The sequence below is a fragment of the Amycolatopsis sp. NPDC114484 genome (assembly GCF_055633755.1).
In genome coordinates this window covers 16,067-31,887 of record NZ_JBVKDQ010000026.1, presented here as the reverse complement: position 1 = coordinate 31,887, position 15,821 = coordinate 16,067, and the positions used below count along the sequence as shown (strand labels likewise).

2 protein-coding genes (1 of these 2 cut by a window edge) are annotated in these 15,821 nt (G+C 70.3%); both read left to right on the top strand.

What is annotated here, in order from left to right; translation table 11 throughout:
• Positions 1 to 5,302, top strand: partial view of a type I polyketide synthase gene (locus ACZ7SW_RS38865; RefSeq protein WP_470235361.1) — the 3' portion only. The gene continues 4,511 nt to the left of window position 1, outside the view; only the last 5,302 of its 9,813 coding nucleotides appear in the window; its start codon lies off the left edge, out of view; its stop codon occupies positions 5,300 to 5,302.
• Entirely contained in the window at positions 5,208 to 15,821 is a 10,614-nt protein-coding gene (locus ACZ7SW_RS38860) for a type I polyketide synthase (RefSeq protein ID WP_470235387.1), read from the top strand. The genes ACZ7SW_RS38865 and ACZ7SW_RS38860 overlap by 95 nt, the downstream gene beginning before the upstream one ends.

Genomic DNA, 15,821 nt, shown 5'->3' with positions numbered 1-15,821 from the left:
TGCGGTATCGCTGGCCTGGGGTGCGTGGGCGCAGGCCGGGATGGCGGGGGAACTCGATGACGCCGGTCGTTCGCGGCTGGCTCGCGGCGGGATGCACCCCTTGACCGAGGAGAACGGGCTCGCCCTGTTCGACGCCGCGCTCGGCAGCGGCCGGACCGTGCTGGCACCGATGGCGCTGGATCTCGGCGCGGTACTCCGGGAGTCCGGCGGAACCGTACCTGCCGTTTTCCGCGGCCTGGTGCGGACGCCGGCCCGGCGAGCGGCGCGGACAAGCGGTTCCGGGACGTCTCTCGCCCAGCGGCTGGCGGGACTGTCCGAGGACGAACAGGACCGCGTGATGCGGACGGTCGCCCGGGAACAGGTCGCGCGCGTTCTCGGCTACGCCTCGGCGGAGCACGTGGAGCTGGCGAAAGCGTTCCAGGACATGGGTTTCGACTCGCTGACGGCGCTGGAACTGCGTAACCGGCTCACCGAGGCGACCGGCTTGCGGCTGACCGCGACGCTGATCTTCGACTACCCGACGCCGCTCACGCTCGCGCGGCACCTGCGTGACCAGTTGCTCGGCGCGGCCGACCACAGCGCCGCCCCGGTGACGACTTCGGCCGCCGACGAGCCGATCGCGATCGTGGGCATGGCGTGCCGCTTCCCCGGCGGGGTCAGCTCGCCGGAGGACCTGTGGGAACTGGTCGTCTCGGGCACCGACGCGATTTCCGGGTTCCCCGCCGACCGAGGCTGGGACATCGAGCGCGTGTACCACCCAGACCCCGGCCACCGGGGCACGAGCTACTCCAACGAGGGCGCTTTCCTTTACGACGCGGGGGAATTCGATCCCGCGTTCTTCGGCATCTCCCCGAACGAAGCGCTCGCGATGGATCCGCAGCAGCGGTTGCTCCTCGAGACGTCCTGGGAAGCGATCGAGCGCGCCGGGATCGATCCGCGCTCGCTGCGAGGCAGTGCGACGGGTGTGTACGCCGGGGTGATGTACCACGACTACGGCATCGGGACCGGCGAAGTGTCCGAGGGCGCCGAATCCTTCCTTGGCAACGGCAATGCCGGGAGCGTCGCGTCCGGGCGAGTGTCGTACGCGTTCGGGTTCGAAGGTCCTGCGGTGACGCTGGATACGGCTTGTTCGTCGTCATTGGTGGCGTTGCACTTGGCCGCACAGGCGTTGCGGTCGGGAGAGTGTTCGCTGGCTTTGGCCGGCGGGGTGACGGTGATGTCGACTCCCGGGACGTTTGTCGAGTTCTCCCGGCAGCGCGGGTTGGCTCCGGACGGCCGGTGCAAGCCGTTCGCGGAGGCGGCGGACGGCACTGGCTGGGGCGAGGGTGTTGGGCTCCTGTTGGTGGAACGGTTGTCTGATGCTCGGCGCAATGGGCACGAGGTGCTGGCCGTGGTGCGTGGTTCTGCGGTGAATCAGGACGGTGCGTCGAATGGTTTGACTGCGCCGAATGGTCCTTCGCAGCAGCGGGTGATTCGTGCCGCGTTGGCTAATGCCGGTCTTGGTTCGTCCGATGTGGACGCGGTGGAGGCGCACGGTACCGGGACGACGCTGGGCGATCCGATTGAGGCACAGGCGCTGTTGGCGACTTATGGTCAGGATCGGGAACGGCCGTTGTGGCTGGGATCGATCAAGTCGAACATCGGGCACACCCAGGCAGCGGCTGGGGTGGCTGGCGTCCTGAAGATGGTTTTGGCGATGCGGCGCGGGGTTTTGCCGAAGAGTCTGCATATTGATGCGCCGTCGTCGCATGTGGACTGGTCGGCTGGTGCGGTGGAGTTGCTGGCTGAGTCGAGGGAGTGGCCGGAGTCGGAGCGGCCGCGCCGGGCTGGAGTTTCGTCGTTCGGGATCAGTGGGACCAATGCGCACGTGATCCTGGAACAGTCCATTGAGGAGCCTGCCGCTGCGGGACCTGGGCTGGACGTCGTGCCGTGGGTGTTGTCGGGCAAGAGTGAAGCGGCGGTTCGGGAGCAGGCCCGACGGCTGGCTCAGTTGACGGATGCGCAGAGTCCGACCGACGTCGCCTTCTCGCTGGCAACCGCCCGTGCCGCGTTGGATCGTCGGGTCGCGGTGGTGGGTCGGGACCGGGATGAGTTGCTTCGAAACTTGGATGCCGTAGCGGCGGGTGAGGTGCCTGCGGAGTTGGCTGCGGAGTCCGGGGATGTGGTTTTTGTTTTCCCGGGTCAGGGTTCGCAGTGGGTTGGGATGGCGCTGGGACTGCTGGAGTCGAGCCCGGTGTTCGCGGCCAGGCTGGCGGAGTGTGCGGCGGCGTTGGAGTCCTTTGTGGACTGGTCGTTGCTGGATGTTCTTCGCGACGGTGCTTCGTTGGAGCGGCTTGATGTGGTGCAGCCGGTCCTGTGGGCTGTGATGGTGTCGTTGGCCGATGTCTGGAAATCCCACGGTGTCCGGCCTGCGGCAGTGGTCGGCCACAGCCAGGGCGAGATCGCAGCCGCGGTGGTGGCTGGCGGTTTGTCGCTGCAGGACGGTGCCCGGGTGGTGGCGTTGCGGAGTAAGGCGCTCAAGGTGCTCTCCGGCAAGGGCGGGATGGTCTCGGTCGCCGAGCCAGTGGAGAAGCTGCGGGACCGGCTTAGCCCGGGGATCTCGGTCGCAGCGGTGAACGGCCCGAGTTCGGTAGTGGTCTCGGGAGATCCGGACGCCCTGGACGAGCTGATCGCGGCGTGCGAGCGGGACGGGGTCCGGGCGAGGAAAGTCCCGGTGGACTACGCCTCGCATTCCGTCCACGTCGAACAGATCGAGGCCGAACTTCTCGAGCTGCTGGCCCCGGTCACGCCGACCTTGGCCGAGATTCCGTTCTGCTCCACAGTCACCGGCGCCCCGCTCGACACCGCGTCCCTGACCGCGGAGTACTGGTACCGCAACCTCCGCAACACGGTGGAGTTCGAGCAGGCCACCCGGCGATTGCTGGCCGACGGATACCGCGTCTTCGTGGAAGTCAGCCCGCATCCCGTGGTGACCGTGGGTCTGCAGGAAACGATCGACGACACCGACACGACCGCCGCGGCCCTGGGAACTCTGCGCCGGGACGAAGGCGGCCTGGACCGGTTCACGGCTTCCCTCGGCGAGGTCTTCGCCCACGGTGGCACCGTCAACTGGGACGTTTTCTTCGCCGGAACGGGCGCGCGGAAGGTCGATCTGCCCACCTACGCCTTCCAGCATCAGCGCTATTGGCTGGAATCCACGCCCGCCATCACGACGGATCCGGAAGACGCCCAGTTCTGGCAGGCCGTCGAACGCCAAGACCTCGACGCCCTCACCACCGCGCTCGCGGCCGACGCGGAGACTCAATCCTCCCTGGGCGCGGTGCTGCCGGTGCTGTCGTCCTGGCGCCAGAACCGCAAGCAGAAGTCCGTTGTGGACAACTGGCGCTACCGAGTGACCTGGAAGTCCCTCGCCGACAGCGCACCACGAGCCATGACCGGTACCTGGCTGGCGGTCCTCCCCGACCACCACGGCGAATGGACCGAGACTCTGCTGCGGGGTCTTGCCGCACAGGGCGTGCAGCTCCGGCAGGTCGTGGTGCCTCATTCCGAACAGGACCGTGCCGCGATTACGGCGCGGCTGCGCGCGGCGGCTGAAGAGCCGGTAGCCGGGGTGCTTTCGTTGCTGGCCTTGGATGAACGACCGCATCCGGACGCGGCATCGGTGCCCAGCGGCTTGGCCGCGACGGTGGCGCTCGTCCAGGCGCTGGGCGACGCCGGACTCGGCGCGCGGGTGTGGTCGGTGACCAACGGCGCCGTGGCGACCGGGTCGGACGTCCTTGCCAACCCGGCGCAGGCGCAGGTCTGGGGCCTGGGACCGGTGGCGCGGCAGGAACATCCGGACCGCTGGGCTGGCGTGGTGGACCTGCCCGACTCCGTCGACGACCAGATCCTGACCCAGCTGTGCGGGGTGCTGGCTGGTACCGAGGCGGAGGCCGAGGTGGCGCTGCGCTCCGACGGGGCCTTCGTCCGGCGGTTGGTGCGTGCTGAGCGCGTCGTGCCCACCACCGGAGAGGGCTGGACGCCCACCGGAACTGTGCTGGTGACCGGCGGCACCGGAGCGCTGGGTGCGCACGTCGCCAGGTGGCTCGCCGGAAAACGGGCCGAGCACCTGCTGCTGACCAGCCGCCGGGGCATGGCCGCGCCAGGAGCGGCCGAATTGGTGGACGAGCTGACCGCGACGGGGACGAAGGTGACCGTCGTCGCCTGCGACCTCGCGGACCGCGAAGCACTCGCGGAGCTGCTGGCGCGGATCCCGGCCGAACACCCGCTCACGGCGGTCATGCACGCGGCCGCGGTGCTGGACGACAGCGTCCTCGACGCGCTCACCGTCGGCCAGATGGACCGGGTCCAGCGGATCAAGGCGGACACCGCGCTGAGCCTGCACGAACTCACCAAGGGGCTCGACCTGTCCGCGTTCGTGCTGTTCTCCTCGGCGGCCGGCCTGATGGGCAGCGCGGGCCAGGGCAACTACGCGCCCGGCAACTCCTTCCTGGACGCGCTCGCCCAGCACCGGCGTGCCAACGGACTCCCCGCGACCTCGGTGGCCTGGGGGCATTGGGCGGGCGGAGGCATCGGCGAAGGCGCGGTGGAGGAAGGCCTGCGCCGCACCGGGGTGCTCTCCATGGCACCCGGCCTGGCGATCAAGGCGCTCCAGCAGGCACTCGATGATGACGAGACTTTCCTTGCGGTCGCGGACATCGCCTGGGACCGCGTCGTGACGGCAGCGGCCGGGACTCCGCTCAGCCCGATGCTTCGCGACCTCCCGGAGCTTCGGCAGTCGCAGGAGACCGCGAAGCCGGACGCGCGGCTCGCGGACGTGCCGGAGGGCGACCGCGAGCGGGTGGTGCTCGACCTGGTGCGGTCGGCGGTGTCCGGGGTACTCGGGTATGCCTCCGCTGCCGATGTCGAGCCCCGGCGTGCGTTCCAGGACCTCGGTTTCGACTCGCTCACCGCGGTGGCGCTGCGGAACCGGCTGACGGCCGCGGTCGGCGCGAAACTGCCGACCACCCTGGTCTTCGACTATCCGACGCCGTCCGCGCTCGCCAAGCACATCCTGACGGAGCTCTTCGGCGGCGGCGACGGCATCGCCGGCGACCGGATGCTGCGCGAACTCGACCGGCTGGACGGCCTGTTCGCGGCGAGCGAGTTCGAGGACGGGACGCGGGCGGACGTCGCGGCGCGGCTGAAGGGTCTGCTCGCCAAATGGAATCCGGGGAAGAACGAACTCGTGGCCGCTCCAGTCGAGTCCGCGAGCGACGACGAGATCTTCAGCTTCATCGACAAGCAGTTCGGAAAGTCGTGATCAGCGAACGGGAGGTGTTCTGATGTCGAACGAGGAAAAGCTTCGGGAGTACCTCAAGTTCGTGACCGCCGAACTGCAGGAGACGAGCGAACGGCTGCGCGAGGCCGAGCAGAAGGCGCAGGAACCGATCGCCATCGTCGGGATGTCCGGCCGGTTCCCCGGCGGCGTGAACTCGCCGGACGAGCTGTGGGACCTGGTTTCCTCGGGCACCGACGCGATTTCGGACTTCCCCGCCGACCGCGGCTGGAACCTGGCGGAGCTGTACGACCCCGATCCCGACCACCCGGGCACGAGCCATGTGCGCGCAGGCGGCTTCATCGCCGGGGCGACCGAGTTCGACCCGGTTTTCTTCGGTATCTCGCCGCGCGAAGCACAGGCGATGGACCCGCAGCAGCGACTGTTGCTGGAGACCGCCTGGGAGACGTTCGAACAGGCCGGAATCGACCCGGAGTCGTTGCGCGGCAGCGCTACCGGCGTCTTCGCGGGCAGCAGCGGGCAGGATTATCTCGGCTTGCTGGCGAACACAACGGAAGGCGCGGAAGGGCACGCTGGCACCGGAAACGTGTCGAGCGTGTTGTCGGGCCGGGTGTCGTATGTGTTCGGTTTTGAAGGTCCTGCGGTGACGGTGGATACGGCGTGTTCGTCGTCGTTGGTGGCATTGCATCTCGCGGTGCAGTCGCTGCGGTCCGGGGAGTGTTCGCTGGCGCTGGCCGGTGGTGTGATGGTGATGTCCACGCCGGGCATTTTCGTCGAGTTTTCCCGGCAGCGCGCGATCTCGCCGGACGGACGGTGCAAATCGTTCGCCGAGACGGCGGACGGGGCGGGTTTCTCCGAAGGCGTCGGGCTTCTTTTGGTGGAGCGGTTGTCGGATGCCCAGCGCAATGGTCACCGGGTGCTGGCGGTGGTGCGCGGTTCCGCGGTGAATCAGGATGGCGCGTCGAATGGGTTGACTGCGCCGAACGGTCCGTCGCAGCAGCGGGTGATCCGGGCGGCGCTGGCGAACGCCGGTCTCGGATCGTCCGATGTGGACGCTGTCGAGGCGCACGGCACCGGGACGACGCTGGGCGATCCGATCGAGGCGCAAGCGTTGCTCGCGACTTACGGCCAGGACCGCAAGCAGCCGTTGTGGCTGGGTTCGATCAAATCGAACATCGGGCACAGCCAAGCCGCCGCCGGTGTCGCCGGGGTAATGAAGATGGTTTTGGCGATGCGGCACGGGGTTCTGCCGAAGACTTTGCATATTGACGCGCCTTCGTCGCATGTGGACTGGTCTGCTGGCGCGGTCGAGTTGCTGGCTGAAGCACGGCCGTGGCCAGACCAGGGGCGACCGCGCCGGGCGGGGATCTCCTCCTTCGGCATCAGCGGGACGAACGCGCACGTGATCGTCGAGCAGGCTCCGGACGAGCCCGCTGCGGAACCCGGCCGCGAGCTGGACGTGGTGCCGTGGGTGCTGTCGGGCAAGAGCGAGGCGGCCGTACGGGATCAGGCCCGACGGCTGGCGGCTCAATTGCAGGACGGATCGAGCCTGACTGACGTCGCGTATTCCCTTGCCGCCACGAGAGCTGCGCTGGATTGCCGGGCCGCGGTAGTGGGACGTGACCGGGCCGAGTTGTTGCGCGGACTGGACGCGGTGGCGGACGGTGAGTCGCCGGTCGCGACCTCCGGCGGCGCGGGTGACGTGGTCTTCGTTTTCCCCGGTCAGGGTTCGCAGTGGGCGGGAATGGCGCTGGGGCTGCTGGAAGCCTCTGAAGTGTTCGCGGCGCGGCTGGCGGAGTGCGCGGCGGCGTTGGAGTCCTTTGTGGACTGGTCGTTGCTAGATGTGCTGCGCGACGCGTCTTCCTTGGAACAGCTAGACGTCGTGCAGCCGGTCCTGTGGGCCGTCATGGTGTCGCTCGCCGAGGTATGGAAGTCCCACGGCGTGCGCCCGGCGGCGGTAGTCGGGCACAGCCAAGGCGAGATCGCGGCCGCGGTAGTCGCCGGTGGATTGTCGCTGCAGGACGGTGCCCGGGTGGTGGCGTTGCGCAGTAAGGCGCTGAAGGTGTTGTCCGGCAAGGGCGGGATGGTCTCGGTCGCCGAACCGGTGGAGAAGGTACGGGAGCGGCTTGGCTCGCGGGTCTCTGTCGCGGCAGTGAACGGCCCGGGCTCCGTGGTCGTCTCCGGTGACCCCGACGCGCTGGACGAACTGATCGCCGGTTGCGAGCAGGACGGCGTCCGGGCCCGGAAGGTCCCGGTGGACTACGCGTCGCACTCCGCGCATGTCGAGCAGATCGAGGCGGAGTTGCTCAACGTGCTGGCCCCGGTTTCGCCGGTGTCCGGAGAGGTGCCGTTCTACTCGGCGGTGACCGGCGAACTGCTCGACACCGCGGCGATGGACGCCGAGTACTGGTACCGGAACCTGCGCAACACCGTCGAGTTCGAGAAAGCCACGCGCAAGCTGCTGGCCGACGGCTATCAGGTGTTCGTGGAGGTCAGCCCGCATCCGGTGCTGGTCCCTGGGTTGCAGGAGACCCTCGACGACACCGCTGCGGCGGCGATCGGGACCCTGCGCCGCGACGAAGGCGGCCTGGACCGGTTCACGGCTTCCCTCGGCGAGGTCTTCGCCCACGGTGGCACCGTCGACTGGGATGTCTTCTTCGCCGGGACCGGAGCCCGCCGCACGGAGCTGCCCACCTACGCCTTCCAACGCCAGCGTTACTGGCTGGACCCGGTCGCCCCGCGCGGAGACGTGCGAAGCCTCGGCCTCGTCGCCACCGGCCACCCCTTGCTGGCCGCGACGGTCGGACTGGCCGATTCCGACGGTGCCCTCTTCACCGGCAGGCTCTCCCTGGAGGCTCAGCCGTGGCTCGCCGATCACCTCGTCCTCGGCTCGGTGCTGTTCCCCGGCACCGGTTTCGTCGAACTCGCACTGCACGCCGGCGAGCAGGTCGGCTGCGACCTGCTGGAGGAGCTGACGCTGGAAGCGCCGCTGGTGCTCCCGGCGTCCGGCGGCGTCCAGGTCCAGGTCGTGGCCGGAAGCCCGGACGACTCCGGCACCCGGCCGCTGGCCATCTACACGCGGCCCGAAACGCCGGATCAGCCGTGGACCCGGCACGCGAGCGGCGTGCTCGGCCACCGGCGCCAGGCGCCGTCGTTCGACCTCGCCGCCTGGCCGCCGCCGGAAGCCGTGCCGCTGGAGACTGGCGACGCCTACGAGCGGTTGTCCGGTTTCGGCCTCGACTACGGCCCGGTCTTCCAAGGCCTGACCGGTGCCTGGCGGCGCGGAGCCGAGATCTTCGCCGAGGTCGCGCTGAGCGACGACACGGCGGCCGACGAGTTCGGCATCCATCCGGCCCTGCTCGACGCCGCCCTGCACGCGATCGCGATGGACGCCTCGGCCGGACCGGGCGAAAGCAGGCTGCCGTTCAGCTGGACGGGCGTCTCGCTGTTCGCATCTGGTGCTTCGACGCTGCGGGTGCGGCTTGCCCCGGCCGGTTCCGGCGGGGTCTCGGTGGAATTCGCCGACGCCGCCGGAGTGCCGGTCGGCGTGGTCGGCGAGCTGGTCACGCGTCCGGTGTCGGCGGATCAGCTGCGGACCAAGGACGCCGGTGGTTCGCTGTTGCAGCTGGCCTGGACCGAAATCCCGGCCCCCGACTCCACGTGCGCGGTAGCTGCCATTGGCACGGCCGGGGCGGACTTCCCGCGATACGAGGACTTCGCGGCCTTGGCCAAGCAGGACGAATTGCCGGACGTCGTGCTCGTCGAGTGCGCGTCCGAGCGGGATGACGTCCGGGCGGCGGTCGGTGCCGCGCTGGCCGCGATCCAGTCGTGGCTGTCCGAGGAACGGCTCGCGGACACCCGCCTCGCGGTGGTCACCCGAGGTGCGTTGAACGGCACTGACCTGGCCGCAGCCGCGGTGTGGGGGCTGGTGCGGTCGGCGCAGTCGGAGCATCCGGGACGGCTGGTGCTGGCGGATCTCGACGATCCGGCCGCGTACGACCAGCTGCCCGCCGCGCTCGCGCTGGACGAGCCGCAGCTGGCGATCAGCGACGGCGTGGTGCGGGTGCCCCGGCTGGAACGGGCACCGTCCACTGTGGAGCAAGCAGCCACCGGTGACACAGTGTTGATCACCGGCGGCACCGGAACGCTGGGCGGGTTGGTCGCTCGGCATCTGGTGACTGCGCACGCCGTCCGGCGTCTGGTGCTGCTCAGCCGTCGAGGCCCAGCCGCGCCGGGAGCCTCGGAGCTGGTCGAGCAGCTGCGCGACCTGGGGGCCGAAGTCACCGTCGTCGCGTGCGACGCGGCCGACCGAGAAGCGCTGGCGGCTGTCCTCGCACAGCATCCAGTGACCGGCGTCGTACACACCGCGGGCGTGCTCGACGACGGCGTGGTCGCGTCGCTGACCCCAGAGCGACTCGACCCCGTGCTGCGCCCGAAGGCAATCGCGGCACGGAATCTCGATGAGCTGACCCGGGACCACGACCTGCGCATCTTCGTCCTGTTCTCCTCCGCCGCCGGTCTCCTGGGCAGCGCGGGACAGGGCAACTACGCCGCGGCCAACGCGTTCCTCGACGCACTCGCCCAGCGCCGCCGCGCGGAGGGTCTCCCGGCCGTGTCACTAGCCTGGGGGCTCTGGGAACAGTCCAGCGAACTCACCGGCAGCCTCGACAAATCCGATGTCGGCCGGATGAGCCGCTCCGGGATGACGGCGCTGTCCGCCGAGGCCGGGCTGGCGTTGTTCGACGCGGCCATCGGCGCGGAAGCGAGCGTGCTGGCCCCGGTTCGGCTGGACCTGGCCGCGCTGCGGTCGGCCGAGGCGGTTCCGCCGCTGTTCCGCGGGCTGGTCCGGGCACCCGCCCGGCGCGCGGGCAAGCGGGGTTCCGCGGACGGGTTGCGGCAGCGGCTGGCTGGCGTCGGCGAGGCCGAACGGGAGCGAATGCTGCTCGAAGTGGTTCGCACGCACGTCGCGGGAGTCCTGGGCTTCGCCGCGCCGGGTGCCATCGGGGCGGCCCGAGCGTTCTCCGATCTGGGCTTCGACTCACTGACCGCGCTGGAACTGCGCAACCGGCTGAACACCGCCACTGGGCTTCGGTTGCCCGCCACGCTGGTCTTCGACCATCCGACGCCCACCGCTCTCGCCCGGCAGCTGCAGACCCTGCTCGTCGGGTCCACTGCCCCCGTCACGGCCGCACCGGTGGCGAAGCCCGCCGACGAACCCATCGCGATCGTGGGCATGGCGTGCCGTTTCCCCGGCGGTGTCTCGTCGCCGGAGGACCTGTGGCGGCTGGTCGCGGGCGGAACCGACGCGATCTCCGCGCTCCCGGACGACCGGAACTGGGACCTGGACGGGTTGTACGACTTCGCGTCCGCACCCGGAAACGAGGGCGTCAGCCGGGCCCGCGAGGGCGGTTTCCTTTACGAAGCAGCGGATTTCGACGCCGACTTCTTCGCCATCTCCCCGCGCGAGGCGCTCGCGATGGATCCGCAGCAGCGGCTGCTCCTGGAGACGGCGTGGGAAGCCTTGGAGCGCGCGGGAATCGATCCGCACGCCTTGCGCGGCAGCGCGACCGGGGTGTTCGCGGGCGTGATGTATCACGACTACGGCATGCGTTCCAGCTCGGTTCCGGACGGAGTCGAGGCTTATCTGGGGAACGGCAACGCCGGGAGCGTCGCGTCCGGCCGGGTGTCGTACGTGTTCGGCTTCGAGGGCCCGGCGGTGACTGTGGACACCGCCTGTTCGTCCTCGCTGGTCGCGCTGCACCTCGCCGCGCAATCGCTGCGGTCGGGGGAGTGTTCGCTGGCGCTGGCGGGCGGCGTGACCGTGCTGTCCAATCCCGGCATCTTCACCGAGTTCTCCCGGCAGCGCGGGCTGGCCGGGGACGGGCGGTGCAAGCCGTTCTCGGCGGCCGCCGACGGCACCGGCTGGGGCGAGGGCGTCGGGTTGGTCCTCGTGGAACGGCTGTCGGACGCCCAGCGCAACGGCCATCAGGTGCTGGCGCTGCTGCGGGGCTCCGCGGTGAACCAGGACGGCGCTTCCAACGGCCTGACCGCGCCGAACGGCCCGTCGCAGCAACGCGTCATCCGGCAGGCGCTGGCCGGTGCCGGGCTGGCGGCGGGCGAGGTCGACGCGGTGGAGGCGCACGGAACCGGAACGTCTCTCGGCGACCCGATCGAAGCACAGGCCCTGCTGACGGCATACGGACAGGACCGGCCCGCCGGCCGTCCATTGTGGATCGGCTCGGTCAAGTCCAACATCGGGCACACGCAGGCCGCCGCCGGGGTGGCGGGCGTGATCAAGATGGTGCAGGCGATGAAGTACGGCCAGTTGCCGAAGAGCCTCCACCTCGACGAGCCGTCGCCGCACGTCGACTGGTCTGCCGGCGCGGTCGAGCTGTTGTCCGAAGCGCGGCCATGGCCGGAAACCGAGCATCCGCGCCGGGCCGGGGTGTCCTCGTTCGGCGCCAGCGGCACGAACGCCCACGTGATTCTCGAACAGGCTCCCGAAGCGGCCGTCGAGGCGGAACCGGTTCGCGAAGAACCTGCGTTGCTGCCGTGGGTGTTGTCCGCGAAGAACGAGGAAGCGCTGCGACACCAGGCCCGCGCGTTGGGCGAGTGGGTACGGGCCGACGAACGCCGGACGGCGACGGATGTGGCGTATTCCCTTGCCACCGCGAGGGCTGCGCTGGAATGCCGGGCAGCGGTGGTGGCCGGGAGCCGTGACGAACTCTTGCGCGGACTGGCCGCGGTGGCCGACGGCGAGCAGCCCGCGGGCGTGGTGACGAACGCTGCTGCGGAGTCCGGGAACGCAGTGTTCGTTTTCCCTGGCCAGGGTTCGCAGTGGGCGGGAATGGCGCTGGGGTTGCTGGAGTCGTCTCCGGTGTTCGCGACGCGGCTGGCGGAGTGCGCGGCGGCGTTGGAGTCCTTTGTGGACTGGTCATTGCTGGACGTGCTTCGCGGCGCGGCGGGAGCACCGTCGCTGGAACGGGTCGACGTCGTCCAACCCGCGTTGTGGGCGGTGATGGTGTCGCTGGCTGAGGTTTGGCGGACGCATGGCGTTCAACCGGCCGCCGTGGTCGGTCACTCGCAGGGCGAGATCGCCGCGGCGTGCGTGGCGGGGGCGTTGTCGCTGGAGGACGGTGCGCGGGTTTCCGCGTTGCGCAGTCGAGCGCTGCTGGCGCTGGCCGGGCACGGCGAGATGGTGTCCGTTGGCGCGTCGGCGGACTGGGTGCGGGAAAGGATCGGTGACCGGGCCTCGATCGCCGCGGTGAACGGTCCGGGCACGGTCGTGGTTTCCGGGGAACCGGCGGCCTTGGCGGAGCTGATCACGACCTGCGAAGCCGAGGGCGTGCGGGCGCGCCGGGTTCCGGTGGACTACGCCTCGCATTCGCCGCACGTCGAGCAGATCGAGGACGAACTCCGGAAGGTGCTTGCCCCGATCAGCCCGCAGCCGGCGAAGATCCCGTTCTACTCGACGCTGACCGGCGAGCCGATCGAAACCGCCGCTCTCGACGCCGATTACTGGTACCGGAACCTGCGCCACACGGTGCGCTTCGAGGACACGACCCGACGGCTGCTCGCCGACGGCCACCGCGTGTTCGTCGAGGTCAGCGCACACCCGGTGCTGCTGACCGGGCTGCAGGAGACCATCGAGGACACCGGCGACGACGCGGCGGCCGTCGGGACGCTGCGCCGCGACGAAGGCGGGTTCGACCGGTTCCTGCTCTCGCTGGCCGAGGCCCACACCCACGGGGTCGCCGTGGACTGGACGTCCTTCTTCGCCGGGACCGGAGCCCGCCGGACGGAGCTGCCGACTTACGCCTTCCAGCGGCAGCGCTACTGGCTGGACGCGATCGCCCCGGCAGGCGACGCTCGCGGCCTCGGCCTGACCGCGACCGAACATCCGCTGCTGGGCGCCGCGGTCGGGCTGCCGGACTCGGACGGGGTGCTGTTCACCGGAAGGCTTTCGCTGGAAACCCAGCCATGGTTGGCCGACCACACCGCACTGGGTTCGGTGCTGTTCCCCGGTGTCGGTTTGGTGGAACTCGCGCTGGAAGCAGGCCGGCAGGTTGGCTCCGACGTCCTGGCCGAGCTTGTTCTGGAGACTCCGCTGCTGCTGCCGGAACGCGGCGGGGTGCACGTTCAGGTCGTGGTCGGCGGCGCGGACACCTCCGGGCACCGGACACTGAGCATCTACTCGCGGCCGGAGTCCGAAGAACTGTCCGGCGGATGGGTCCGGCGCGCGACCGGCGTGCTGTCTGTCGCGGCCGAATTGCCGTCTGTCGAACTGGGTTCGTGGCCGCCAGCGGATGCCGAAGCCGTGCCGGTCGACGAGGTCTACGACCGGATGACGGCGCTCGGACTGCACTACGGCCCGGCGTTCCAAGGGCTTTCCGCGGTCTGGCGGCGCGGCGACGAGATCTGGGCCGAAGCATCGCTGCCCGAGGGAGTGGCCGCGGGATCGTTCGGTGTGCACCCGGCGTTGCTGGACTCGGCGCTGCACGGCGTCGTGGTCGGCGACTTCGTGCCCGACGACGAAACGGCGGGTCAGCCCCGGCTGCCGTTCTCCTGGTCCGGGGTTTCGTTGCACGCCACCGGCGTCTCCGCGCTGCGGGCCCGGTTGTCGCCGACAAAGTCGGGCGGCGTGGCGGTGTCCCTGGCCGACGCAGACGGGGCCTTGGTCGCGGTGGTCGAGTCGCTGGTGACCCGGCCGGTCTCGGCCGGACAGCTCGCCGCCGAGCGGCCCGCCGGCGATTCGCTGTTCCGTCTCGCCTGGGTCCAGCAGCCGGTCGCCAGTGCCAAGCCTGCGCGGTGGGCGGTGCTCGACGAGCAGCCCGCGCTGTCCGGACTGGCCGACGTCGAGGTCCGCGGCTACGCCGACCTGACCGAGCTGGCCAAGGACGACGTGCCGGAGCTGGTGTTCGCGGAGTGCGCGTCCGGTGGGGCGGCGCGGGACACGACGAACTCCGCGCTGCGCCTCGTCCAGACCTGGCTCGCCGAGGAACGGTTCGCGGACTCCCGGCTGGTCCTGGTCACTCAAGGAGCGATCGACGGCGAGGACTTGGCCGCCGCCGCGGTCTGGGGTCTGGTGCGGTCTGCGCAGTCAGAGCATCCGGGACGGTTCGTGCTGGTCGACCTCGATGGCAGCCCGGCGTCTTACGAACGCTTGCCGGGCGCGCTGGCACTGGACGAGCCGCAGCTCGCGATCAGCGACGGCGTGGTCCGGGTGCCCAGGCTGGAGAGGCGGGCACCGGCTGCCGCGCAATCCCCAGTCCTGGACGGCACGGTCTTGATCACCGGCGGCACCGGGCTGCTCGGCGGGTTCGTCGCGCGGCATCTGGTCACCGCGCACGCCGTCCGGCGTCTGGTGCTGGTCAGCCGTCGAGGTCTCAGCGCGCCGGGAGCGGCAGAGCTGGTCGCCGAACTGGGCGAGCTGGGCGCCGAGGTCACCGTCGCCGCGTGCGACGCGGCCGACCGGGACGCGCTGGCGGAAGTGCTCGGCGAGATCCCGGCGGAGCATCCGCTGACCGCCGTGGTGCACACCGCGGGCGTGCTCGACGACGGCGTAGTCGAATCCCTGTCCCCGCAACGGATCGACACCGTGCTTCGCCCCAAGGCCGACGCGGCGCAGAACCTGCACGACCTCACCCGGCACCTCGACCTCGACGCGTTCGTCCTGTTCTCGTCGGCGGCCGGTCTGCTCGGCGGTCCCGGCCAAGCGAACTACGCGGCGGCGAACGCTTACGTCGACGCGCTGGCCCGGAACCGGCGCGCGCAGGGGCTCCCCGCGGTGTCCTTGCAATGGGGACTTTGGGCGGACACGAGCGAGCTGACCGCGGGCATCGACAAGTCCGACCGCAGCCGGATGACGCGGGCCGGGGTCGTCGGCATGTCCGCGGAAGACGGTCTGGCGTTGTTCGACGCGGCACTCGCCGGGGACGACGCGGTGCTGGCTCCGATGCGCCTCGACCTGGGTTCACTGAGCGAGGTGCCGGTCCTGTTCCGCGGCCTCGTGCGCACGCGTGGCCGGGACACGGCGAAGTCCGCTGATTCCGTTGCCGCGCTGCGCAAACGGCTGGCCGAGGCTGCGGAGGCCGATCGGGAGCGGATGCTGGTGGAACTGGTGCGCAAGCACGTCGCCGGGGTGCTCGGCTTCGCCACGCCGGATGCCGTCGGGCCCACGCGGGCGTTCACCGAACTCGGCTTCGATTCGCTGACCGCACTCGAACTCCGCAATCGGTTGAACACCGCCACCGGACTGCGGTTTTCCGCGACGCTGGTCTTCGACTACCCGACCCCGGCGGTGCTGGCCAAGCACCTGCGCGCCGAGTTCGAGGACGCGGAGGCGGGCCAGGTCGCCGGACTGGCCGAACTGGCCCGGCTGGAGCAGGCGCTGGCCGGGACCAGCCCGGACCCGGCCGTCGTGAAACGGCTGGAAGCGCTGCTGGCGACGGGCAGCCGGGCCCCGGTCGTGGACCGGGAGCTCGACCAGGCGACCGACGAGGAGATCTTCGGCCTCATCGACGAGGAACTCGGACTGTCCTGA